Genomic DNA, 22,700 nt, shown 5'->3' with positions numbered 1-22,700 from the left:
TCATCCACGGAGTTCCCTGTGTCCGCTGTCCCCTTACCCGGCGCCGCCCCCGCAGCTGCGCCTCCCACCCCGCCGGTCTTTGGCCCGCGCCTGGCCACGGGCCTGGCCGGCGTGCTGCTGGCCGTGCTGGTGGCCGGCCTGAATGAAAACATCACCAAGATCGCGCTGGCCGATATTCGCGGCGCCATGGGCATTTCGCGCGACGACGCCAGCTGGCTCGTCGCCCTGTATGCGGCCGCCTCGGTGTCCGCCATGGCCTTCGCGCCGTGGTGTTCCGTCACCTTCTCGCTGCGGCGCCTGACGGCGGCGGCCATCATCATCTGCATGGCGGCCGGCCTGCTATGCCCGTTCGCGCCGAACCTGTCCGTGCTGCTCATGTTGCGCGTGGTGCAGGGCGCGGCCGGCGGCGCCCTGCCGCCCATGCTGATGACGGTGGCGCTGCGCTTCCTGCCGCCCAACATCAAGCTGTATGGCCTGGGCGGCTATGCGCTGAGCGCCACTTTCGGTCCCAGCCTGGGCACGCCGCTGGCCGCCTTCTGGACCGAGTACCTGGGCTGGCAGTGGGCCTTCTGGCAAGTCATCCCGGGCAGCATCGTCGCCCTGCTGATGGTTTCCTGGGGCTTGCCGCAAGACCCGCTGCGCCTGGAGCGTTTCCGCCAGTTCGACTGGCGCGGCCTGCTGCTGGGCCTGCCCGCCATCAGCATGCTGGTGGTGGGATTGCTGCAGGGCGATCGCCTGAACTGGTTCCACTCGCCCCTGATCTGCGTGCTGACGGGCGGCGGCGCCGTGCTGCTGGCGCTCTTCCTGATTAACGAGTGGTCGCACCCGCTGCCCTTCTTCAAGCTGCAGCTGCTGTCGCGGCGCAACCTGAGCCACGCCCTGCTGACCCTGGGCGGCGTGCTGTTCGTGCTGCTGGCCGTGATCCTGATTCCTTCGTCCTACCTGGCGCAGGTGCATGGCTACCGACCGCTGCAAACGGCGCCCGTGATGCTGATGGTGGCGCTGCCGCAACTGATCGCGCTGCCGCTGGTGGCGGCCCTGTGCAACCTGCGCGCCGTCGACTGCCGCTGGGTGCTGGCCCTCGGCCTGGGCCTGCTGGCCGCGTCCTGCGTGCTGGGCGCGCGCATGTCGCCGGACTGGATCCGCGCGCATTTCTTCCTGCTGCAAGCGGTGCAGATCTTCGCCCAGCCCATGGCCGTGATCCCCTTGCTGCTGCTGGCCACCACGGGCCTGGCGCCGCAGGATGGCCCGTTTGCCTCGGCCTGGTTCAACACCATCAAGGGCATGTCGGCCGTCGTCGCCGGCGCCGTGCTGGAAACGCTGATCACGCGCCGCAACCATTTCCATTCGACGGTGCTCAGCGACCGCCTGGGCAACCTGCCCGGCGCCGTGGACATGGCCGGCTTGAGCGCGCGCATGCATGCGCAAGTCGTCACCCTGACCTCGTCCGACCTGTACCTCACCGTGGCCGCCATCGCGCTGGCCATGATCCTGATCATTCCCGTCATGCCGACGCGCGTCTTCCCGCCGCGCGCAGCCTGAGTTTATTTTTACGAAAGAGTATCCCCATGCAAAAACCCCTACTGCGCTCGCGCGCCTTTCTGCTCGGCCTGGCCCTGCTGGCCTGCGCCCTCGCCTTTTGCGCCTGGCAGCTGCTGTTTTCCCGCGGCGAAGAGCAAGCCACCGACGACGCCTTTGTCAGCGCCGACTACACCGTGCTCTCCCCCAAGGTGGGCGGCATCGTGCGCGACGTGCTGGTGGAAGACAACCAGGCTGTCAAGGCGGGTCAGCTGCTGGCGCGCATCGACGACCGCGACTACCAGGCAGCCGCCGCCTCGGCCCGCGCCGACGTCGCCGGCGCCGAGGCGCAGCTGGCGAATGCCCGCGCCACCTTGCAGCGCCAGCAATCGGTGATCGACCAGGCCACCACCCTGGTCGAGGCCAACCAGGCGGAAGACACGCTGGCGCAGCAGGAGCTGGCCCGCTCGACGCACCTGGCCGGCCAGGGCGCCGGCAGCGTGCAGAACGCCCAGCAGGCGCAATCGCGCTTCGACGTGAGCCGCGCCCGCCTGGCGCAGAACCGCGCCGCCCTCGTCGCCACGCGCAAGCAGACGGACATTTTGCAGGCGCAGCTGGGCGCGGCCGACGCGGCCCTGCTGCGCGCGCAAGCCAGCCTGCGGCGCGCCGAACTTGATCTGTCGCACACGCAGCTGCGCGCCCCCATCGACGGCGTGGTGGGACGCCGCGCCGTGCGCGTCGGCGCCCTGGTAGCGCCCGGCGCCAGCCTGATGGCCGTGGTGCCCTTGAACCGCAGCTTCGTCGTCGCCAACCTGCAGGAAACCCAGCTCACGCACGTGCGCCAGGGACAGCGCGCCAGCATCGCCATCGACGCCTATCCGGGCGCCACGCTGCGCGGCACCGTGCACAGCATCTCCCCGGCAACGGGCGTGACGTTTTCCGCCATCGCGCCGGAAAACGCCACCGGCAACTTCACCAAGGTGGTGCAGCGCATCCCCGTCCGCATCGCGCTCGATCCCGGCCAGGATGACGGACACCGCCTGCGCGTGGGCATGTCGGCCGAAGTGCGCATCGATACGGCCATGCGCCGCCAACAGCAGCAACAGGTGAGCGCGCGATGAAAGCACTGATACTCATCACGGCCCTGGGCCTGGCCGGCTGCGCCAGCGTCGGCAGCGATTTTCAGCGTCCGCACAGCGCACTGGGACAAGCATGGCGCCAGGCGGAAGATCCCCGTTTCGCCGCAGGCCAGGATGCGGCCATCGAGCAGCGCTGGTGGGACAGCTTCGGCGACGCCACGTTATCGTCGCTGGTGCGGCGCGCCGCCGGCGCCAACCTGGACGTGCTGGCGGCCGGCAGCCGCCTGGAACAAAGCCGTGCCGCGCGCGGCGTGGCCGGCGCCGCGCAAGGCCCGTCGCTGGGCGCGAATGGCGGCTACAGCCGCGCGCGCAACAGCGAGCAGGGTTTGAGCGACCCGTCGCGCCTGAACGGCCAGTCCGCCTACAACCTGTGGCAAAGCAACCTTGACGCGGCCTGGGAGCTGGACCTGTGGGGCCGCGTGCGGCGCGAAGTGGAGGCGGCCGATGCGCGTGTCGACGTGGCGCTGGAAACGCAGCGCGGCGTGCTGCTGGCCGTGCTGGCCGAGACGGCACGCGACTACATCGAGCTGCGCGGCGCGCAGCAGACCCTGGCCATCACGCAGCAGGTGCTCGACATCGCCCGCCACACCCTGTCGCTGACGCGCATCCGCCTGCAGGAAGGCGCGACGACGCAGCTCGACGTGGCCGAAGCGGCGGCCCACGTGGCCACCATCGAGGCGCGCCTGCCGCCGCTGCAGCAGCGCGTGGCGCGCCTGGGCAATGCCCTCGCCCTATTGCTGGCCTTGCCGCCGCAAGCGCTGCAGGCGGAACTGGCGGCGGGCAAGGACATTCCGGCCGTGGCCATGCAGGTGCAACTGGGCGTGCCGAGCGGCCTGGCCGAACGGCGTCCCGACATTCGCCGCGCCGAAGCGCTGCTGCACGCGGCCACGGCCGATGTCGGCGTGGCGCACGGCGATTTTTATCCGCGCATTACCCTGTCGGGCAGCATCGGCCTGCAAGCCATGCAGCTGTCCGACATCGGCTGGGACGCCAAACGCTTCGCCTTCGGTCCCGGCTTCAGCGTGCCCCTGTTCGATGGCGGCCGCCTGCGCGGCAATCTGCAATTGCGCGAGGCGCAGCAGCAGGAAGCGGCCATCGCCTACCGCCATACCGTGCTGGCCGCCTGGCACGAAGTGGAAGATGCACTGTCCGGCTACCAGGCGAACCAGCGCCGCCAGGCCAGCCTCGATGAAGCCGTCAGGCAGGGACGCCGCGCGCTGGGCAGCGCGGAACTGCAGTACCGCCAGGGCGGCGCGGACTTGATCAACGTGCTGCACGTGCAAAACACCTTGTTGAACAACGAGGCGGCGCTGGTCGACAGCCGCGCCACCGCATCACTGTCGCTGGTCCAGGTCTACAAGGCGCTGGGCGGCGGCTGGCAATCCCTCTCATCCACAACGGAAGGCAATACACCATGAAACCGCATCCCTCGCACTTTTCCATCCACGACGTCAGCGATTTTCCCATCGTCCGTTTTCGCCCTGAAACGGCCGTCGAAGGCTATGCGCCCCTGTGGGAAAACGACATGGACGCCCTGCTGCGCCATGGCGAACCGTTCGTCATGCTGTTCGAAGAGGAGCGCAGCGACGAGGCGCATGTCGACCGCAAGCGCCGCGGCCTGTGGCTCAAGCATCACAAGCTGGCGCTGGCCGCCATTTGCCGGGGCCTCGTGTCGATCGAGCCGGATGCGGCGCAACGCGCGCGCCTGCAAGCGATGGCGGCCGGCGCCATGAAAGCCTTCGGCATCCTGCAGGAAGTCGCTGCCACGCGCGAGGAAGCCGATGCGCTGATGGTGTGGCTGCTGGGCAGCGGCCAGATGGCGCGGCCGCGCGCGGCGGACGTCTGGTAAGTTTGATTGAGTGAGTGAGTCAGGCTGCCCGGCGTACCACGCTTCTGGCTGGGATGACGCATACATGACCATCGCTGCTGGTCGCCGTCGTCAAGGCGATGCCGTACAGCGCGGCCAGTGCGGGCACGGCATCGGCATTGCCGGGAATATCGGCGATCAGCTGGCCCGAGCGCACCAGCAGCAGCCGGTCAAAACCGAGCAAGGCGTGGTTGATGTCATGCAGGATGGCGATGACGGCGTGGCCGCGCGTGGCGCAAAACTGTTCCAGGCTGTCGAGCAGATCGAACTGCAGGCCGGGATCGAGCGCGGCCAGCGGTTCGTCGACGAGGATCAAGCCGTCCTGCACATCCCACATCTGCGCGAAGATGCGCGCCAGCTGCACCCGCGCCTGCTCGCCGCCGGACAGGGTGTCCAGGCGCCGCCCCAGCAGATGCGTGGCATGCGCCAGCGCGGCCGCCTCCTGCACGATGCGCTCCAGCTGCGGGTCGACCAGGCGCGCCACCCGCCCCAGGCCGATCACCAGGTCCGACAGCAGGCCGAAGGCCACGTTCGAGCCTTGCGGCAGCACGGCGCGGCGCAGGGCCAGCTGCGCCAGCGGCCACTGCGCCAGCGGCCGGCCGGCGAAGAGCACCTGGCCCGCCTGCGGGCGCAGTTCGCGCGCCATCAGTTTCAGCAAGGTCGACTTGCCCGCGCCGCTGGGGCCGAGGATGGCGATGCGCTCGCCCGCCGCCACCCGTACGTTGAAGGGACCAAAATACTGCGGGCCCAGTTGTGTGGTGGCGAAGCGCAGTTCGAGTAAAGGCGTCATGGTCGTCACGGCTAGGCGCTGCGGTGGCGGAAGCGCCGCAGCAGCATCAAAAAGAATGGCCCGCCCAGCAGGGCCGTGAACATGCCGACCGGGACTTCCGCCGGCATGGCCACCGTGCGCGCCAGGGTATCGGCCGACAGCAGCAGCAAGCCGCCCGCCAGCATGCCCAGGGGCAGCACACGGCGCTGGTCGGCCCCCAGCCAGGTGCGCACCAGGTGCGGCGCGATCAGGCCGATGAAGCCGATGCCGCCGCACCACGCGACGGCAAAGCCCGTCAGCACTGCCACCAGCACGATGACCTGCGTGCGCAGGCGGCCCACGTCGACGCCCACGTGCAAGGCCTGTGCCTCGCCCAAGGCCAGCGCATTGAGTGAGCGCATGAGCAGACGCGTGGCCCACAAGGCGCCCGCCAGCACCAGCAGCAGGGCCGCCACCTGGCGCCAGCTGCCCGCCGACAGCGAACCGAGGGTCCAGAAAGTCAGGGTGCGCAACTGGTCGTCGCTGGCCATGTAGATGCACAGGCCCATGACGGCCACCGTGATGGCGTTCAGCGCCACGCCCGTCAGCAGCAGGCCGACGATGGACCCTTGCGTGGCCCAGCGGGCGACCCGGTCGAGCAGCACGCAAATGAGCATGGCGCCGGCAAAGGCGGCGGCGGGCAGCAGCCACACGCGCAGCTCGGGCGCCAGGTGCAGGCTGGCCGCAAAGACGATGGTGGCCGCGCCCGCGCAGGCGGCGCCGCTGCTGATGCCCAACAGGCCGGGGTCGGCCAGCGGATTGCGGAACAGGCCCTGCGTCAAGCCGCCGGCCAGCGCCAGCGCGGCGCCGATCAGGACGGCGAACAGCGCGCGCGGCAGGCGGATATGCCACAGCACGTAGGCGCCGCCGGAGAGCGCCGCGTCGCCCGCTTGAAACGGCGCCAGCCAGTCGGCCACAGTGACGGGCACGGCGCCCGCCTGTACGGCGATGAGCAGGCCGCCAGCCAGGGCGGCGGCCAGCAGCCCGCCGGCGCCCCGGCGTGGCCAGCGCCACGGCGCGGCGGCAACCAGGGAAGCGACATTCATGCGGCCATGGCTTTGTCAAAGGCGGCGTCGAGTGCCGCCAGCGCCTGCGGCATGCGCGGGCCAAAGCCCAGCAGCAGCATGGCTTCCTGCGAGACGATGCGGTGCTGCCTGCCGGCCGGCGTCTGCGCCAGGCCCGGCAATTTGAGGATGCCATCCACCCCGCCCGAAGCCTTCAGGCCCTGGTCCGTGACCAGCACGATGTCGGGCCGCGCGGCGATCACGGCTTCGGGCGTGAGCGGCTTGTAGCCGGCGAATCCACCCTGGCCGCCCTGCCCGCCCATCACATTGACGGCGCCCGCATAGGCCAGCATGGCGTCGGCGCCCGTCTCGCGCCCGCCCACCATCACCTGATTCGGCGCATGCGCGAGAATGAACAGCACGCGCACGGGCGCATGCTGGCGCTGGCGCACCTTGGCCAGGGCGCCGCTCCACTGCTGCTGCAGGCTGTGCGCCAGGCGCGCGGCCGGTTCGGCGCGGCCCGTGATCTGGCCCACCTGTTTTACCCGTTCGAGCAAGCCCTCGAATTGGTTATTCGCGCTCAGCACCGCCACCGGCACGCCCGCATCGCGCACCTGGCGCAGCACCGTTTGCGGTCCCGCTTCCTCGGTGGCGATCAGCTGCGTGGGCGCCAGCGACAGCACGCCTTCGGCCGACAAGGTGCGCGCATAGCCCACCTGCGGCAGCTGTTGCGCCGTGGCCGGATACAGCGACGTCGTATCGACGCCCACCAGTTCCGCCTGCGCATCGAGCGCGTAGACGATTTCCGTCAAGGCCCCGCCCACGCTGACGATGCGCCGCGCTTTTGCCACCGGCTTGCCGGCGTCGGCGACGGCGGCAAGCACCTGCATCGGCGCGGCCAGGGCCAGGGCCCCCGCGCCCATTTTTTTCAGCGCGATGCGGCGCGCCACGCTGGCGGCGATCATGCGGCGCATAATTCGCCCTCCTGCGCCACGCGCTCGACGATCTGGCGCCATTCGCACAGTTCATGCATGCCCGGCTTGCGCTCGCCAAAGAACATGACGATGGTGTCGCCCTTGGCGTCGAACAGTTCCACGGACGTCACCAGGCCATCGACGGTGGGCTTTTTCACCACCCAGGCGCTGGCGATATGGTCTTCGCGCAAATGCAGGCTGAAGCGCGCATCGAGGATGTTGATCCACGGTCCCATCACGGCGATCTTGTGCACGGGTCCCGAGTGGATCTGGATCATGCCGGCATTGCCGACGAAGGCCATGATGGCGACCTTTTCAAGGGCCGCGTCATTGAGCAGGTCGAGCACGCAGGATTTATCCAGCGGCTGCACGAAACGCGATTCGGCCAGGCGCAGGCCCTGCAGGCGCGAGACCGAAAATTTTTTCAGCAAAGTGAAGAATTCGTGCGTGTCGCGCAAATCGGCCCAGGCGGCGCGAAAGCCGGCCACGTCGATCTGCGCGTCGGGCAGTTCCGCCGGCGGGGCCGCCGGCGCCGTCACGGCGATGCCGGCCGCCTGGTTGGCGGCGGCAAAGCGCGTCACCAGCGCATCGTAGGCGGCAATATCGCTTTGCGGCTTGAGGAAAATCTTGTGCACGGCGTGGCCGGCGGCGTCGAAGAACTGCAGGCTGCGCTGCACCTCGTTCGCGCCCGCGTTCACCTCGCGCACGGCAAAGCCATGCGCCCACTGGCGGTAGAACACGCGCAGGTCGATCTCGCCGCCCAGCACCAGGCCCACGTGATTGTTGTGACTGGCATTGCGATAGACACCCGTCTTTTCATGCACGCACGAGGCGTTGCGCGTCAGCGCCATGACGTCACCCAGCGGCTCGAGCGCCTGGACGATGGCGGGCCAGTCGGCCTGCAGGCGCTCGGCGCCCAGCAAAGCGCCATCGGCGAGCTTCAGGCCCGCGTGCGCGGCGATCAGCTCGCCTTCGGAAATGGCCAGCTCCTCGGCGATATCGCGGTGGCGGGCTTGCTTTTCGCGCCGCAGGCGGGCGAATTCGCCGGCGATCAGCTCGGTATTGCAAATAGGGGGCATGCTCGACACGGTGTCTCCTTTCAAGGCGAACACTGGCTGGCATGGGGACGGGCTGGCTGGTGGTGGGGGAATCTTGCCATCGATTATAAATGAGAATCATTCGCAATCAAGCGTTATTTGCGCGCAGCCCAAAAAAAGCGCCGCGGCAGGAAACCCGTCGCGGCGCAAAGGAGACCGATCGGTATTGCCGATCAGTTCAGGAAAAAACGGGAATCAGGCGCTGGCCTGCGCGCCCGGCATGGACGCCGTCTGCGCCGCCGGTTTCGGGCTGGAACGCTGGGCCAGCAAGATCACGGCCGTCAGCACCATGGCGCCGCCGAGCAGCTGCGTGCCGCTGACGGACTCCTTCAGCAGGGTCACGCCGAAGGCCATCGTGATGACGGGTTCGAACGTGGAAATGATCGATGCCTTGGCCGCGCCGATGTGCGCCACGCCGGCAAAGAAGGCGGCAATGGCGATGGCCGTCGAAAACAGGGCGATGGCGCTGACGGCCAGCCAGCCCGTCGGCGTGCCCGGCAAGGAAACGCCCTGCCACACGGCAATCGCGCTGTTCGCCAGGCCGGCCGTGCCCAGGATCACCACGCAGGCGGCCAGCGGGTGGATATTCTCGGGGCTTTTCGACAGGCTGTTGCCAAACAGGATATATACGGCATACACGCCGGCCGCCATCAAGGCCAGGGCGATGCCGACCGGCTGGCCCTGCAGCTTGCCGCCCAGGGTGGTGGCCATGCCGGCGATGGCCAGCGCCAGCAGCACCAGCATGCGCCGGTCCAGCTTTTCCCAGCCCAAGGCCAGCGCCAGGATCGTCACCAGCACGGGATACACATACAGCAGCATGCCGCACAGGCCGCTGCTGGCATACATCAGCGCATTGAAATAACCTTGCGACTGGGCCGTGTACATCAGGCCCATCAGCATGTAGCCGGCCAGCAGGCGGCCGCGCGGCAAGCGCCAGCCGCCGAGCCACACGAGCGGCAGCAGCAGCATGGCGGCGATGACGAAACGCAAGGCCAGCATGGTCGACGGGTTGACCCCGGACGCATAGGCCGCCTTGGCAAATACGGCGGAACTGCCGAAACCGGCAGCCGACAACAACACCAGCGCAACGGCGCGGCGATCAGACATGACTAAACCTCTTTGAGTACGCCAGGGCAAACCTGCTGCGCGTCGCGCTTGGCGGCCGGCGATGCTCACCGCACTGGAGTACGGTTGCGCTTCTCAGCCACAAATCACTGCCGCTCGCGACGGTTTACCCAGGCGTTGTAAATATTAATGAATGGCAAGACTGGGGGATACCGCATGCGTGAATCCTATTGCGGGTCACTTCATGCAGTGACGGCATCATATTCGCTTGCGCAAAATGAAACAAACCAATATTCTTCACGGATAGGCCGAATATTACTGAGGCTCAATTCTTGAAGAGTGCCATGTCACGTCCCCTGCCCCCACTTGCCGCCCTGCACGCCTTCGAGGCGGCCGCCCGCCATGAAGGCTTCCAGCGGGCGGGCGAGGAATTGCACGTCTCGGCCGGCGCCATCGGCCACCATGTGAAACAGCTGGAAGCGTGGCTGGGCATCGTGCTGTTCCAGCGCCTGCCGCGCGGCGTGGTGCTCACCAACGCCGGCCAGCGCTATGCGGCCTCGCTGGGGCCCATCCTCAACCAGCTGGCCGACGTTTCCGAGCAGGCGCGGCGCCAGGGCGACGACAAGGTGGTGACGGTGACGGCCACCAGCTCGCTCGTCTCGCGCTGGCTGATGCCGCGCCTGGGCCGCTTGCGCGACCGCTACCCGCAGATCGAGCTGCGCGTGCTGGCCTCGATGCATCCGGTGGACCTGGCGCGCGACGGCGTGGACGTGGCCATCCGCCTGGGGCCGGGCCGCTATCCGGGCCTGAAAGTGGATTTATTGATGGAAGAATGGTTTTCCGCCGTCTGCAGTCCCGATTTCCGCGCCAACGCCGCCAGCCTGCGCCAGCCCGCCGACCTGCTGCGCTACCCGCTGCTGCACGACGAACCGGAAGTGCACCTGCCCGGCGAGATCGACTGGACGCGCTGGCTGCACAGCTGCGGCGTGCATTACAGCGGCAATAGCGGCAACAGCGGCGCGCGCTTTTCGCACACCTATCTGTGCCTCGACGCGGCCGCCAGCGGCCAGGGCGTGGCGATTGCCGCCAGTCCCCTGATCGGCGACGATCTGCGCTCGGGCCGCCTGGTGCGCGTGTTCGACCACGCCGTGCGCGGCCCGCACTGCTATTATTTGCTGCGCTCGCCCCAGGCGGAAACGCGGCCCCTCGTGCACCTGTTTTGCGAATGGCTGATCGCCGAGGCGCGCGCCGACCAGGAAACCGTCTGGCCCACCGTGGAGGCAGCATGACTCAGCAGGAACTGGCGCGCAGCGCCCAATATCTCGTCCAGCACGAATACGAACATGCCAGGGTGACGCGCGCCGATGGCCGGCAAGCGAGCCTGGGCGAATTCTATGGCGATCCGGCCGTGGCCCTGATCGATGCCGATGAGCAATGGTGCGCCGTGGCGGGCGAGGGATTGGTGCTGTGCCGGCTGGGCCAGCTGTTCGGCCAGTGCACGACCTATTTCCGCCAGCCGGGCGAAGTACGCTGGATCACGCACTTGCGGCAAACGGGACCGTTTGCGCTGGAGTGGCGGGATGAAGACGGCGTTTGGCACACCCTCGATTTTGACTTTGATACGATGTAACAGAACCTTCGCGACGCCTCACAAAACCGTAGCGAGCGGAAGGGAGAGGTGGCTAAGAAGCGCAACCGTACTCTAGTACGGTGAGCATCGCAGGCCGCCTATACCGACGCGCAGTAGGTTTTGTGAGGCGTTTTCAACTTACAATTTGATGAAGTGCTCGCGGTAGTACTTCAATTCTTCGATCGATTCCAGAATATCGGCCAGCGCCGTGTGCTTCTGGTGTTTCTTGAAGCCGGTGGCGATTTCCGGCTTCCAGCGCTTGCACAGCTCTTTCAGTGTCGACACATCAACATTGCGATAGTGGAAGAACGCTTCCAGCTTCGGCATGCCGCGCACCATGAAGCGGCGGTCCTGGCCGATGGTGTTGCCGCACATGGGCGACTTGCCTGCCGGCACATATTTCTTCAGGAAGGCGATCAGCTCCGCTTCCGCCTGCGCTTCCGTCACGGTCGACGCCTTGACCTTGTCGATCAGCCCCGAGCGGCCATGCGTGCCCTTGTTCCAGGCATCCATCTTGTTCAGGGTTTCATCCGACTGGTGGATCACGAACACAGGGCCTTCGGCCAGCAGGTTCAAATGCATGTCCGTCACCACCACCGCCACTTCGATGATGCGGTCGGTATCGGGCTCCAGGCCCGTCATTTCCATGTCGACCCAGACCAGGTTCATCTCATTGGGACGTGCCGGGACGACGGGAGCGGAGGTGGATGTGGTTAAGTCGGTCGCTTGTGACATAATTCTCTCTTGGCCTAATCAAACTAAATAATCAGCCATTTTCTCACAGGCACAGAATGTATTCACTCGCGTTTTCGATTTTGTTTGTATCCGTCCTCGTTTTGACCCTGGCCGTGCGCTTCTGGCTCGCCTCGCGGCAGATCCGCCACGTGCTGGCGCACCGCGCTGCCGTGCCTGCCGAATTCGCGGAAAAGATCCCCCTGGCCGCGCACCAGAAGGCGGCCGACTACACGGTGGCCAAGACCAAGTTCGGGCTGCTGACCCTGCTGGTCAACTATGCCGTGCTGATCGGTTTTACCCTGCTGGGTGGCCTGCAATGGCTGGCGCTGTACTTGCACGAACTCACGGGGCCGGGATCGCCGATGCTGTACCAGATCGGCCTGATCGCCGCCTTTGCCGCCATTTCCGGCCTGATCGACCTGCCCTTCGACTATTACCGCCAATTCGTGCTGGAACAGCGCTTCGGCTTCAACACCATGCCGCGCAAGCTGTTCTTCACGGACATGCTCAAGGGCGTGGGCCTGGGCGCGGCCATCGGCTTGCCGCTGATCTGGGTCGTGCTGACCCTGATGGCGAAAAGTGGCGGCCTGTGGTGGCTGTACGCGTGGTGCGTCTGGAGCGGCTTCCAGCTGCTGATGATGGTGCTGTTCCCCACCGTCATCGCCCCGCTGTTCAACAAATTCACGCCGCTGGCCGACGAGGCGCTGAAAAGCCGCATCGAAGGCTTGATGCAGCGCGTGGGTTTCGCCTCGAAAGGCCTGTTCGTCATGGATGGCTCGAAGCGCAGCGCCCACGGCAATGCGTATTTCTCGGGTTTCGGCGCCAACAAGCGCATCGTCTTCTTCGACACCTTGCTGTCGCGCCTGGCACCGCAGGAAATCGAAGCCGTGCTGGCGCATGAACTGGGGCACTTCAAGCTCAAGCACATCGTCAAGCGCATCGCCATGATGTTCCTCATCTCGCTGGGCTTCCTCGCGCTGCTGGGTTTCCTGAAGACCCAGCCGTGGTTCTATGCGGGTCTGGGCGTCGACCCTGTCGCGCTGGCGCTCACTGGCCAGCCGACCGATGCGCTGGCCCTGCTGCTGTTCATGCTGGCCTTGCCCGTCTTCACTTTCCTGCTGGGACCGTTGACCTCGCTCAGCTCGCGCAAGCACGAATTCGAGGCCGACGCCTTCGCCGCCACGCACACGCAGGCGGACGACCTGGTTTCGGCTTTGGTAAAAATGTACGAGGACAATGCCTCGACCCTGACGCCCGACCCGCTGCACTCGGCCTTTTACGACTCGCACCCGCCGGCCAGCGTGCGCATCCGCCACCTGAAAGGGGCTGCCGCATGAATACGCCATCCACATTGCAAGACTTGGCCCAGCTGCGCTGCGCGCCGCGCCAGCAGGCGCTGGGCGACACGGATATCGCCACCCTGCATGCCCTGCTGCCCCAGTGGACGCTGCAAAACGGCAAGCTGTGCCGCGACTTCGGCTTCAAGAATTATTACCAGACCCTGGCGTTCGTGAACGCCCTGGCCTATATGACCCATACGCAAGATCACCATCCGGAGCTCATCATTACTTACAAAACCTGCGCCGTGCGCTACGACACGCACTCGGTCAACCAAGGCGCCGGCGGCCTGTCCGAAAACGACTTTATCTGCGCCGCCAAGGCGGACCTGCTCTATCAAAGCAGCCAGGTGGCCCCATGAGCGAAGGCAAGTTGACGGGCATCATCATCGCCGCCCACGGCCGCCACTACCTGGCCGACGTGGATGGCGCCAAGCTGCAATGCGTGACGCGCGGCAAGAAAACCAATGTGGCCGTGGGCGACATCGTGCACCTGACGCGCACTTCCAACGACCAGGCCGTCATCGACCGCATCGAGGAACGCAAGACCCTGCTGTACCGCTCGGACCAGTACAAATCGAAGCTGCTGGCGGCCAATTTGACGCAGCTGTTCATCGTCGTGGCGACGGAACCGGGCTTTGCCGACGACCTGATCTCGCGCTCGCTGGTGGCGGCCGACGCGGCCGGCATCGAGGCGCGCATCATCCTCAACAAGACGGACGTGACGGCTTCGCTGGAACGGGCCCGCGAACGCCTGCTGCCATATTCCTCGATGGGCTATCCCGTCGATGAAGTGTCGGCGCGCGCCGCACCGGAACACGCCGTGGCCACCCTGGCGCCCCTGCTGGCGGGCCAGTCGTCGATCCTGATCGGCCAGTCGGGCATGGGCAAGTCGTCGTTGATCAACCTGCTGGTGCCGGACGCCGACATCGCCGTGCGCGAAATCTCGGCCGCGCTCGACACGGGCAAGCACACGACGACCTTTACGCGCCTGTACAAGCTCGATGAACTGGGGGCCAACAGTTCCATCATCGACTCGCCCGGCTTCCAGGAGTTCGGCCTGTACCATCTGTCCGAAGGCATGCTCGAGCGGGCTTTCCGCGAGTTCCAGCCCTATCTGGGCGGCTGCAAGTTCTATAACTGCCGCCACCTGATCGAGCCGCAGTGCGCCATCCTGCAAGCCTTGTCTGAAGGCAAGATCACCAAGATGCGCCATACCCTGTATGGCCAGCTGCTGCACGAATCGGCGCAGACCCTGTACTGATCCCGCATCAGGAGGCAGGCAGCCTGTCGAACTTCACGATAGCCATCGGCAAACCGGCAAAATATAATTTTGCCGTCGAGCCTGCTTTCCACGTTTAATCCCAAAAACCATTCAATGCCGGTTTTCTGCAGTTCAGCGCATGAAACCGGCCGTTCATCGCCTGGCGCTGGCGATGACGCGGGGCGCTTGCTACCTTGGCATCAGTCCCTGCAGGAAACCTCGCAGTGACGCCACGGTCTAATCCCCTATCCTCAACCCTGATTGAAGGTGAATGTCATGCCAAGCGTACGTTTTTTCCCGATTGCCGCCATCCTGTTGTCCCTTGCCAGCGCCGGCGCCCTGGCGCAAAGCCCTCCCGCCACGCCTGACAGCGTCAGAGTCAGCGTCAACTCGCCATATCGCGTCACGGCGGAGGAAGCACAGCAGATCGAACAGCAGTATTTACTGTCGAATGATCAAATCCTCATCGTCCGCGAACAGAGCCAGCATTTCTTTGGTCGCCTGAGCGACAAGAACCAGCGCCGCGACAAGGCGGAAGTGGAACTGTTCCCGCAGGCGCCAGGAAAATTCGTCACCCGGCGCGGCGCCGCCTTCGCCTTCAGCGATGCCGGCGAACATGTGGTCATCGACGACGCCCAGGTACTGCCCGGCTTGCGCATACCCGCCGACAGCCGTAGCGCCATGCGCGAGGACGGCGCGACGTCGATCCGCCTCGTCTCGCGCTGAGCGAAGCCGCCTGCGCACGGTGCCGCCGCCGCGGCAGCTGACGCTGCGCGGCGCCGCGCCGCCACATGAAATCTGTCCAGCGTACTGAACAATTCCCCCCGTTTGCAGCTTACAATGCACGACAATGGAGTACGGCCTGATCCCTTGCAGGCTGACGCCGCGGGGAGATTTGTCGAATGGAAATGTTCGCGCTCGAACACGAAATAGCGCAGTGGGAAAATGCGCTGCAGCCCTTGCGCGGCGCCGAGCGCATCCCGCTGCTGCTGTTGCTGTCGTGGCACTTGCGGCAACGTGATTGTGCGCGGGCCATCCGACTGGGCGACGAAACGCGGTTGCTGCTGCCGCTTGCCGACCTCGGATCTGTGGCGCGGGAACAGGCATGCGCGCGCCTGCAACTGGTGCAGGCGGAAGTGGCATGGCTGCAAGGCGCGCTGGACGCGGCCGAAGCGCTGGCCCTGCAGGCACGCGCCACCCTGTGCGCGCACGGCGACGGTGCCGGCTGTGCCGACGCGCACTGGCTGCTGTCGTCGATCGCCGTCGACCGTGGCGACCATGCGCGCTGCGATGCCGAACTGCAGGCGGCAAGCGAACAGGCGCGCAGCGCCGGCGACAGCATGCGCGCCAGCCTGGCCGATGCGGCCACGGCGCGCTGGGCCGTCCTGCGCGATGCGCCGGCCGCCCTGGCCCGCTGGGGCACCCAGTTCATGGATGACAGCGCAAAGCGGCCCGCGCCGCTGGCCGCCTGGGTGCACGACTTCCGCGGCTTGCTGGCGCATACCTCGCGCGACCTGGGCACGGCCGCCGGCCACTACATGCAAAGCTATGAAGCGGCGCTGGAAAGCGGCCAGCTGCGCGGCGCCATCACGGCGGCCATCAATATCGGCGACTGTTTCGGCAGCCTCAACGACCACGAATCGGCGCTCGAATGGATGCAGTGCGCGCTGGACCTGGCGCGCCCGACGGGCTGGCCGCGCAGCATCGGCGCCGGCCAGACGCACACGGCCGAAACCATGCGCAAGCTGGGCCGCCTTGGCGCCGCCGAGGAATTGCTGCGCGAAGCGCTGCACATCCTGGCCCCCGTGTCCGGTGCGCGCACGTATGCCAACGCCCTGTTCCACTTGGGCGAGCTGAGCCTGGACAAGGGCGACTACGACACGGCGCTCGACGCCTTCAGCCGCCTGGCGCAACGGGCCGAGGCGCTGGGCCAGGCCGATTTCCGCAGCATGGCGCAGCGCGGCAGCGCGCATGCGCTGTCCTATCTGGACCGCCCGGACGAGGCGCACCAGGCGGCGCAGCGGGCGCGCCAGCTGGCCGCCGCGCAGGGCGACGCCATGCACCAGGTGGCGGCGCTGCGCGTGCTGGCGATGTTGCATGCGCGCCATGAACTGCCGCCGCCGGCGGGCATGCAGGAACGCAATCCCGCCCTGCACTTCCTGCACCAGGCGCTGCAGGTGGCCGCCTCCATCGACGGCTATGTGCCGCCGGGCGAGCTGCTCGACGCGCTGGCGCGCGAATATGCGCATGCGGGCGACTACGCGCGCGCCTACGATATCGCCCTCGATGCGGGCGTGGCGCGCGAAAAGAGCCATACGCAGCAAGCCACCAACCGCGCCATCGCCATGCAGGTGCATCATCAGACGGAACATGCGCGCTCGGAAGGCTACCATCACCGCGAACTGGCCGCCTCCGAGGCGCGCCGCGCCGAAGTGCTGCAGCAGACCAGCGACACGCTGGAGCGCCTGTCGGCCATCGGCCAGGAAATCACCACCCACCTCGACGCCAGCGCCGTGTTCCAGGTGCTGGACCGCCACGTGCACGCCCTGCTGCCCGTGAATACCTTCGCCGTCTACATGCTCGATCCGGCCGGCACGGCCCTGCGGCGCGCGCACGGCATGGAAGCGGGACGCCCCCTGCCCGACAATGCCATTCCGCTGAGCAATCCGCGCGCCTATTCCGTGCGCTGCCTGCTGGGCCGGCGCGAAGTGTATATCGCCCAGGTGCCCCCGCGCCGCCACGCCTACACCGTGCCCGGCACCCTGCATAACCAGAGCGTGCTGTACGTGCCGCTGATGGTGGGCGAGCGCGTGCTGGGCGTGATGACCGTGCAGGCTTGCCAAGCCAACGCGTATGGCGAACGCGAGCGGCTGATCTTCCGCACCCTGTGCGCGTATGGCGCCATCGCGCTCGACAACGCCAGCGCCTACCGCCAGCTGCAGGATGCCCAGGCGCAGTTGGTGTCGCAGGAAAAACTGGCCGCCCTCGGCTCGCTGATGGCGGGCGTGGCGCATGAACTCAATACCCCGATCGGCAACAGTTTATTGATCGCCAGCACCATGCAACAGAAAACGGAAGACGTGGAACGCCTGATGAACGGTCCCGGCCTGCGCCGCTCGGACCTGGCCAGCTATATCGAGGATGCGGGCAAGGCGTCGGCGCTGGTGATGCGCGGCCTGCACAGCGCCGCCGACCTGGTCAACAGCTTCAAGCAGGTGGCCGTCGACCGCACCACCGAGCAGCGGCGCCAGTTCGACCTGCAGCAAGTGAGCAATGAAATCATCGCCACCGTCATGAACCGCATCCGCAGCTCGGGCCACCGCATCGAGATAGAGATCGACTTCGGCATCGCCATGGACAGCTATCCGGGCCCGTTCGGCCAGGTGATCACCAACCTGATCAACAATGCCCTGCTGCACGCCTTCGACCAGCACAACGATGGCAGCGCCAGCACGGGCCGCATGCGCCTGTCCGCCACGGTGGAGGGGGCGCGCGTGCAGATCGTCTTCGAAGACAACGGCGGCGGCATCGCGGAGCAGCATCTGTCGCGCATCTTCGACCCCTTCTTCACCACCAAGCTGGGCCAGGGCGGCAGCGGCCTGGGTTTGTCGATCAGCTACAACATCGTCACGGCCCTGCTGGGCGGCGGCATCCAGGTGGCCAGCAGCCCCGCCGGCACGCGCTTCACGCTCGACCTGCCGCTGGTGGCGCCGCGGATCGATGCGGCCACGCCGGCCAACATCTATTGAGCCGGCAAGACCCGGGCTGGACGCGGCCACTTGTCTACACAAGTCCCCATCCGGCCAGTCTTTCCAATCTAAAAGCAAAACCCTTATAATTGAATGGCTGAAGTCCCTGCCATTGCACGATTTACAACTTGGCAAACCGCATCGACCCGCGCGGCATACCGGCACGGGCACCGATCAACACAGCAGCGCGCCGGGCAAGGCAAGCATCAGCAGGCAGTCTGACGCTGATGCAACCCGGCGGGAAAGGCACGCCGCCGGCGGCCTGCGCATCTTCAAGTGGTCATTATGTCGACAAAAAAACCGATCAAGCATTACCTCCAGTTCTCCGATTTCACGTTGGAAGAGTACGAATATGTGATCGAACGCGCCCATCTGATCAAGCGCAAGTTCAAGAATTACGAAATCTACCATCCACTGATCGACCGCACCCTGGTGATGGTCTTTGAAAAGAACTCGACCCGCACGCGCCTCTCGTTCGAGGCCGGCATGCACCAGCTGGGCGGGGCCGCCATCTACCTGAACACGCGCGACTCGCAACTGGGCCGCGGCGAGCCGGTGGAAGACGCGGGCCAGGTCATGTCGCGCATGTGCGACATCATCATGGTACGCACGTTTGGCCAGGAAATCATCGAACGCTTCGCCGCCAATTCGCGCGTGCCCGTGATCAATGGCCTGACCAATGAACACCACCCGTGCCAGGTCTTTGCCGACATCTTCACCTATATCGAACACCGCGGCTCGATCGCCGGCAAGGTCGTCGCCTGGATCGGCGACGCCAACAACATGCTGTATTCGTGGCTGCAGGCGGCCGAAGTGTTCGGCTTCCACGTCAACGTATCGACGCCGAAGGGCTATGACATCGACCTGTCGCAAGTCAAGACCGAGCGCTACACCTTCTTTGCCAACCCGTCCGACGCCTGCGCAGGCGCGCACCTGGTCAACACGGACGTGTGGACCAGCATGGGTTACGAAGCGGAAAACGCGGCACGTATCGCCGCCTTCGACGGCTGGATCGTCGATGGCGCGAAGATGGCCCGCGCCGCGCCGGACGCCCTGTTCATGCACTGCCTGCCCGCCCACCGCGGCGAGGAAGTGGCCGCCGAAGTGATCGACGGCCCGCAATCGGTGGTGTGGGACGAGGCGGAAAACCGTTTGCACGTGCAAAAAGCGCTGATCGAATACCTGTTACTCGGTAAAATCCAATAATTCGCCTGGCACTGCATAAAACCTGGCAGCATCGCAACACATACATCGACAACGACAACTGGAAGCAATATGAGCGACATTAAAAAAGTAGTCCTGGCCTATTCGGGCGGACTCGACACCTCCGTCATCCTGAAATGGCTGCAAGATAACTACCAGTGCGAAATCGTCACCTTCACGGCCGACCTGGGCCAGGGCGAAGAACTGGAACCGGCACGCGCCAAGGCCATCAAATTCGGCATCAAGCCGGAAAACATCCATATTGAAGACGTGCGCGAGGAATTCGTGCGCGATTTCGTCTTCCCGATGTTCCGCGCCAACACCGTCTACGAAGGCGAATACCTGCTGGGCACCTCGATCGCCCGTCCGCTGATCGCCAAGCGCCTGATCGAAATCGCCAACGCCACGGGCGCCGACGCCATCTCGCACGGCGCGACCGGCAAGGGCAACGACCAGGTGCGTTTCGAACTGGGCGCCTATGCGCTGAAACCGGGCGTGAAAATCATCGCCCCATGGCGCGAGTGGGATCTGCTGTCGCGCGAAAAACTGCTGAAGTACGCGGAAGACGCCGGCATCGAAATCGACATGAAGCACAAGAACGGCGGCGCGCCGTACTCGATGGATGCCAACTTGCTGCACATCAGCTTTGAAGGCCGCCACCTGGAAAACCCCAGCGCCGAAGCGGAAGAGACCATGTGGCGCTGGACCGTCAGCCCTGAAAAGGCGCCGGACGAAGCGGAATACCTGGACATCGAATACGAAAAAGGCGACATCGTCGCCATCAACGGCGTGCGCATGTCGCCCGCCACCGTGCTGGCCGAACTGAACAAGGTTGGCGGCAAGCATGGCGTAGGCCGCCTGGACCTGGTGGAAAACCGCTACGTCGGCATGAAATCGCGCGGCTGCTATGAAACCCCGGGCGGCACCATCATGCTCAAGGCCCACCGCGCCATCGAATCGATCACCCTGGACCGCGAAGTGGCCCACCTGAAAGACGACCTGATGCCGCGCTACGCGTCGATGATCTACAACGGCTACTGGTGGGCGCCCGAGCGCGTCGCCCTGCAAACCCTGATCGACCACACGCAGGAAACCGTGAACGGCTGGGTACGCATCAAGCTGTACAAGGGCAATGTCATCGTCGTCTCGCGCGATTCGAAGACCGATTCGCTGTTCGACATGAACATCGCCACCTTCGACGAAGACGGCGGCGCCTACAACCAGGCCGACGCCGGCGGCTTCATCAAGCTGAACGCCTTGCGCATGCGCATCGCCGCCATCGCCCGCGAAAAGCGCGGCCAGAAGTAAGCCGGACGGGAGGCGGCAACGCTTCCTGTACTCCCGGCAAAAGCCGCCTGCGGGCGGCTTTTTTGCATTTACAGCGCACTCGGCCGCGATTTACGCCCCGGCACGCCCCGAGATTGCCCCCCTTTTGCGGTACGCATGGCAAAATGCTACAGTGCAATTATGCTGACCTTCCCGCTTCCGGAGCCCTCCCATGTTCAAAGACCTGAGTATCAAGAATAAACTGTACCTGGGCTTCGGCTCGATCGTGGCCATCATCCTGATACTGCTGGGTGTAGCCTACAACAGCTTCACGCGCCTGTCGGAAGCCAATGCCTGGGACCGGCACACGATGGAAGTGCTGGTCGAGATCGACAAGATTCATAATTCCATCCTGCAAATCCAGGTGGAAACGCGCGGCTACATCCTGAGCGGCAATGAAGTCTCGCTGAACCCGGAAACGGACGAGACGGCCGTGCTCACGCAGCACACGCAAAAAGCCATGACCATGACGACCGATAACAAGGCGCAGGCGGAACGCTTCCGCAAGATCGACCAGCTGGCCACGGACTGGGTCAAGGAATGGATCAACCCGCTGATTGAAAAACGCCGCGCACTGGGCAATACGCCGGGCGCCACGGAAGCGGTGGCGCGCCTGGTGCCTGCCGCCGGCTCGCCCGGCATCCTGCAGGCGAACAAGCTGCTCGACGAAGCGGCCGCCGAGGAAAACCGCCTGCTGGCCGAACGCACCGCCACCTCGGCGCGCCTGCAGGAAACCATGCTGCTGACCCTGGCGCTGGGCGGCGTGCTGTGCATCGTGCTGGCGCTGGGCATTTCCTACATCCTGGCCAAGTCCATCCTCGGCCCGCTGAACAACCTGACCGATGCCGTCGGCCGCATCGCCGGCGGCGAGCAAGGCGCGCGCGCCGCCATCGTCTCCGGTGACGAGCTGGGCAAGGTCACGCAAGAATTCAACCGCATGGCGCAAACCATCCAGGACAACCAGGCCAATGAACTGGCGGCCACGAATACCCTGCGCGCCAAGGTCGACTCGCTGCTGGAAGTGGTGTCGAAGGCCGCCTCGGGCGACCTGACGGGCAAGGTCAGCATCACGGGCAGCGACGCCATCGGCCAGCTGGGCAATGGCCTGGCGAAGATGTTCGAAAACCTGCGCAGCCTGCTCAACAACGTGCAAAAGGCCGGCATCCAGGTGACCACCTCGGCCACGGAAATCGCCGCCTCGGCGCGCCAGCAGGAAGCCACGGGCATCGAGCAGGCGCAAACCAGCGTGGAAATCCTCAGCACCACCAAGGAAATCTCGGCCAATACGAGCCAGTTGCTGAAAACCATGGAAGACGCCACCGCCGTGGCCGACTACACGACGAACGCCACGGCCGAAGCGCAAAACAACCTGAAACGCATGGATTCGACCATGCAGCACATGGTCTCGGCCACCGATTCCATCAACGCCAAGCTGGCCGCCCTGTCGGAAAAGGCCAGCAATATCAACAGCGTGCTGATCACCATCACCAAGGTGGCCGACCAGACCAACATCCTCTCGCTGAACGCCGCCATCGAGGCGGAAAAGGCGGGCGAGGCGGGCCGCGGCTTCTCCGTGGTGGCCACCGAGATCCGCCGCCTGGCCGACCAGACCTCCGTCTCCACCTGGGATATCGAACAGATGCTCAAGGAAATGCAGTCGGCCGTGTCGGCCAGCGTGATGGGCATGGATAAATTCTCGGAGGAAATTCGCCGCAGCGTGGGCGAGGTGCGGCAAGTGGCCGAGCAGCTGTCGTCCGTGATGGACCAGGTGCAAAAACTCACGCCGCAATTTGACGCCGTGCTGCAAGGCATGCAGTCGCAGGCCATCGGCGCGTCGCAGATTTCCGACACCATGATGCAGCTCAATGACGCCACGCAGCAGACGGTGGAGTCCTTGAAGGCCACCAGCGAGGCGGTGCACCAGCTGCAATATGCGGCCGGCGACCTGCAATCGAGCGTCTCGACCTTCGCCGTGACCATCTGA

The 22,700-nt window shown here is 65.7% G+C and carries 20 protein-coding genes; 14 read left to right on the top strand and 6 right to left on the bottom strand.

Annotated features, from left to right (window positions below; genetic code table 11):
- Positions 1-18: 18 nt before the first annotated feature.
- The 4 genes from BM193_RS27040 to BM193_RS27025 are packed head-to-tail and all read left to right on the top strand — an operon-like array spanning position 19 to position 4,506.
- Positions 19-1,542, top strand: a complete 1,524-nt coding sequence (locus BM193_RS27040; protein WP_092804180.1) for an MFS transporter — start codon at positions 19-21, stop codon at positions 1,540-1,542.
- A 26-nt stretch (positions 1,543-1,568) separates the two neighbouring features.
- The gene (locus BM193_RS27035) at positions 1,569-2,639 is read left to right on the top strand and encodes an HlyD family secretion protein (protein WP_092804177.1); all 1,071 of its coding nucleotides are present in this window, start codon (positions 1,569-1,571) and stop codon (positions 2,637-2,639) included.
- Complete coding sequence (locus BM193_RS27030; protein ID WP_092804174.1) at positions 2,636-4,075, top strand: efflux transporter outer membrane subunit; 1,440 nt, start codon at positions 2,636-2,638, stop codon at positions 4,073-4,075. The genes BM193_RS27035 and BM193_RS27030 overlap by 4 nt, the downstream gene beginning before the upstream one ends.
- Positions 4,072-4,506: a hypothetical protein gene (locus tag BM193_RS27025; RefSeq protein ID WP_175533436.1), complete on the top strand. Its 435-nt coding sequence runs from the start codon at positions 4,072-4,074 to the stop codon at positions 4,504-4,506. Before BM193_RS27030 ends, BM193_RS27025 begins: the two co-directional genes overlap by 4 nt.
- Positions 4,507-4,525: 19 nt before the next feature.
- Here BM193_RS27025 and BM193_RS27020 read toward each other — a convergent pair whose 3' ends face one another.
- From BM193_RS27020 to BM193_RS27000, 5 genes are all read right to left on the bottom strand, one after another.
- Positions 4,526-5,314: an ATP-binding cassette domain-containing protein gene (locus BM193_RS27020; RefSeq protein ID WP_092804171.1), complete on the bottom strand. Its 789-nt coding sequence runs from the start codon at positions 5,312-5,314 to the stop codon at positions 4,526-4,528.
- 11 nt (positions 5,315-5,325) lie between these two features.
- On the bottom strand, positions 5,326-6,378 hold the full coding sequence (locus BM193_RS27015) for a FecCD family ABC transporter permease (protein WP_092804168.1): 1,053 nt from the start codon (positions 6,376-6,378) through the stop codon (positions 5,326-5,328).
- The gene (locus BM193_RS27010) at positions 6,375-7,310 is read right to left on the bottom strand and encodes a heme/hemin ABC transporter substrate-binding protein (RefSeq protein ID WP_092804165.1); all 936 of its coding nucleotides are present in this window, start codon (positions 7,308-7,310) and stop codon (positions 6,375-6,377) included. Before BM193_RS27010 ends, BM193_RS27015 begins: the two co-directional genes overlap by 4 nt.
- On the bottom strand, positions 7,298-8,389 hold the full coding sequence (locus BM193_RS27005) for a hemin-degrading factor (RefSeq protein ID WP_092804162.1): 1,092 nt from the start codon (positions 8,387-8,389) through the stop codon (positions 7,298-7,300). Before BM193_RS27005 ends, BM193_RS27010 begins: the two co-directional genes overlap by 13 nt.
- Positions 8,390-8,602: 213 nt before the next feature.
- Positions 8,603-9,514 carry a DMT family transporter gene (locus BM193_RS27000; RefSeq protein ID WP_092804159.1) on the bottom strand — a complete coding sequence of 304 codons (912 nt, stop codon included), beginning with the start codon at positions 9,512-9,514 and terminating at the stop codon, positions 8,603-8,605.
- Between the two features lie 302 nt (positions 9,515-9,816).
- Between BM193_RS27000 and gcvA the strand changes: the two genes are divergently transcribed.
- Together gcvA and BM193_RS26990 are read left to right on the top strand one after the other, a co-directional pair.
- Complete coding sequence (gene gcvA / locus BM193_RS26995) at positions 9,817-10,761, top strand: transcriptional regulator GcvA (RefSeq protein WP_092832572.1); 945 nt, start codon at positions 9,817-9,819, stop codon at positions 10,759-10,761.
- Positions 10,758-11,102, top strand: a complete 345-nt coding sequence (locus BM193_RS26990) for a hypothetical protein (protein ID WP_092804153.1) — start codon at positions 10,758-10,760, stop codon at positions 11,100-11,102. Before gcvA ends, BM193_RS26990 begins: the two co-directional genes overlap by 4 nt.
- A gap of 138 nt (positions 11,103-11,240) precedes the next feature.
- On the opposite strand, the gene orn is transcribed toward BM193_RS26990, so the two are convergent.
- The gene (gene orn / locus BM193_RS26985) at positions 11,241-11,837 is read right to left on the bottom strand and encodes an oligoribonuclease (RefSeq protein WP_175533435.1); all 597 of its coding nucleotides are present in this window, start codon (positions 11,835-11,837) and stop codon (positions 11,241-11,243) included.
- A 56-nt stretch (positions 11,838-11,893) separates the two neighbouring features.
- Between orn and BM193_RS26980 the strand changes: the two genes are divergently transcribed.
- From BM193_RS26980 to BM193_RS26945, 8 genes are all read left to right on the top strand, one after another.
- Positions 11,894-13,174, top strand: a complete 1,281-nt coding sequence (locus tag BM193_RS26980) for a M48 family metallopeptidase (RefSeq protein WP_092804150.1) — start codon at positions 11,894-11,896, stop codon at positions 13,172-13,174.
- On the top strand, positions 13,171-13,536 hold the full coding sequence (locus tag BM193_RS26975; RefSeq protein ID WP_092804147.1) for a 4a-hydroxytetrahydrobiopterin dehydratase: 366 nt from the start codon (positions 13,171-13,173) through the stop codon (positions 13,534-13,536). The genes BM193_RS26980 and BM193_RS26975 overlap by 4 nt, the downstream gene beginning before the upstream one ends.
- Positions 13,533-14,438, top strand: coding sequence for a ribosome small subunit-dependent GTPase A (rsgA, locus tag BM193_RS26970; protein WP_092804144.1), 906 nt, complete (start codon positions 13,533-13,535; stop codon positions 14,436-14,438). Before BM193_RS26975 ends, rsgA begins: the two co-directional genes overlap by 4 nt.
- Positions 14,439-14,714: 276 nt before the next feature.
- Positions 14,715-15,164: a hypothetical protein gene (locus tag BM193_RS26965; RefSeq protein ID WP_092804141.1), complete on the top strand. Its 450-nt coding sequence runs from the start codon at positions 14,715-14,717 to the stop codon at positions 15,162-15,164.
- A gap of 176 nt (positions 15,165-15,340) precedes the next feature.
- Positions 15,341-18,187 carry an ATP-binding protein gene (locus BM193_RS29330; protein ID WP_092804138.1) on the top strand — a complete coding sequence of 949 codons (2,847 nt, stop codon included), beginning with the start codon at positions 15,341-15,343 and terminating at the stop codon, positions 18,185-18,187.
- Positions 18,188-18,472: 285 nt separating this feature from the next.
- Positions 18,473-19,393, top strand: coding sequence for an ornithine carbamoyltransferase (gene argF / locus BM193_RS26955; RefSeq protein WP_092804135.1), 921 nt, complete (start codon positions 18,473-18,475; stop codon positions 19,391-19,393).
- Between the two features lie 69 nt (positions 19,394-19,462).
- A complete protein-coding gene (locus BM193_RS26950; protein ID WP_034759383.1) occupies positions 19,463-20,698 on the top strand; it encodes an argininosuccinate synthase in 1,236 nt (411 codons plus the stop codon).
- A gap of 190 nt (positions 20,699-20,888) precedes the next feature.
- Entirely contained in the window at positions 20,889-22,700 is a 1,812-nt protein-coding gene (locus BM193_RS26945; RefSeq protein ID WP_092804132.1) for a methyl-accepting chemotaxis protein, read from the top strand.

The sequence above is a fragment of the Janthinobacterium sp. 344 genome (assembly GCF_900112025.1).
In the GTDB taxonomy this organism is placed as follows: Bacteria; Pseudomonadota; Gammaproteobacteria; order Burkholderiales; family Burkholderiaceae_D; genus Janthinobacterium.
The sequence above is the reverse complement of the archived record's forward strand: the minus strand, read 5'-3'. Positions and strand labels throughout refer to the sequence as shown.

Excerpts from the sequence above, each read along its gene's own strand:
- BM193_RS27035 (WP_092804177.1), top strand. The coding sequence starts at position 1,569 with ATGCAAAAACCCCTACTGCGCTCGCGCGCCTTTCTGCTCGGCCTGGCC.
- BM193_RS27030 (WP_092804174.1), top strand. The coding sequence starts at position 2,636 with ATGAAAGCACTGATACTCATCACGGCCCTGGGCCTGGCCGGCTGCGCC.
- BM193_RS27025 (WP_175533436.1), top strand. The coding sequence starts at position 4,072 with ATGAAACCGCATCCCTCGCACTTTTCCATCCACGACGTCAGCGATTTT.
- BM193_RS27020 (WP_092804171.1), bottom strand. The coding sequence starts at position 5,314 with ATGACGCCTTTACTCGAACTGCGCTTCGCCACCACACAACTGGGCCCG.
- BM193_RS27015 (WP_092804168.1), bottom strand. The coding sequence starts at position 6,378 with ATGAATGTCGCTTCCCTGGTTGCCGCCGCGCCGTGGCGCTGGCCACGC.
- BM193_RS27010 (WP_092804165.1), bottom strand. The coding sequence starts at position 7,310 with ATGCGCCGCATGATCGCCGCCAGCGTGGCGCGCCGCATCGCGCTGAAA.
- BM193_RS27005 (WP_092804162.1), bottom strand. The coding sequence starts at position 8,389 with ATGCCCCCTATTTGCAATACCGAGCTGATCGCCGGCGAATTCGCCCGC.
- BM193_RS27000 (WP_092804159.1), bottom strand. The coding sequence starts at position 9,514 with ATGTCTGATCGCCGCGCCGTTGCGCTGGTGTTGTTGTCGGCTGCCGGT.
- gcvA (WP_092832572.1), top strand. The coding sequence starts at position 9,817 with ATGTCACGTCCCCTGCCCCCACTTGCCGCCCTGCACGCCTTCGAGGCG.
- BM193_RS26990 (WP_092804153.1), top strand. The coding sequence starts at position 10,758 with ATGACTCAGCAGGAACTGGCGCGCAGCGCCCAATATCTCGTCCAGCAC.
- orn (WP_175533435.1), bottom strand. The coding sequence starts at position 11,837 with ATGTCACAAGCGACCGACTTAACCACATCCACCTCCGCTCCCGTCGTC.
- BM193_RS26980 (WP_092804150.1), top strand. The coding sequence starts at position 11,894 with ATGTATTCACTCGCGTTTTCGATTTTGTTTGTATCCGTCCTCGTTTTG.
- BM193_RS26975 (WP_092804147.1), top strand. The coding sequence starts at position 13,171 with ATGAATACGCCATCCACATTGCAAGACTTGGCCCAGCTGCGCTGCGCG.
- rsgA (WP_092804144.1), top strand. The coding sequence starts at position 13,533 with ATGAGCGAAGGCAAGTTGACGGGCATCATCATCGCCGCCCACGGCCGC.
- BM193_RS26965 (WP_092804141.1), top strand. The coding sequence starts at position 14,715 with ATGCCAAGCGTACGTTTTTTCCCGATTGCCGCCATCCTGTTGTCCCTT.
- BM193_RS29330 (WP_092804138.1), top strand. The coding sequence starts at position 15,341 with ATGGAAATGTTCGCGCTCGAACACGAAATAGCGCAGTGGGAAAATGCG.
- argF (WP_092804135.1), top strand. The coding sequence starts at position 18,473 with ATGTCGACAAAAAAACCGATCAAGCATTACCTCCAGTTCTCCGATTTC.
- BM193_RS26950 (WP_034759383.1), top strand. The coding sequence starts at position 19,463 with ATGAGCGACATTAAAAAAGTAGTCCTGGCCTATTCGGGCGGACTCGAC.
- BM193_RS26945 (WP_092804132.1), top strand. The coding sequence starts at position 20,889 with ATGTTCAAAGACCTGAGTATCAAGAATAAACTGTACCTGGGCTTCGGC.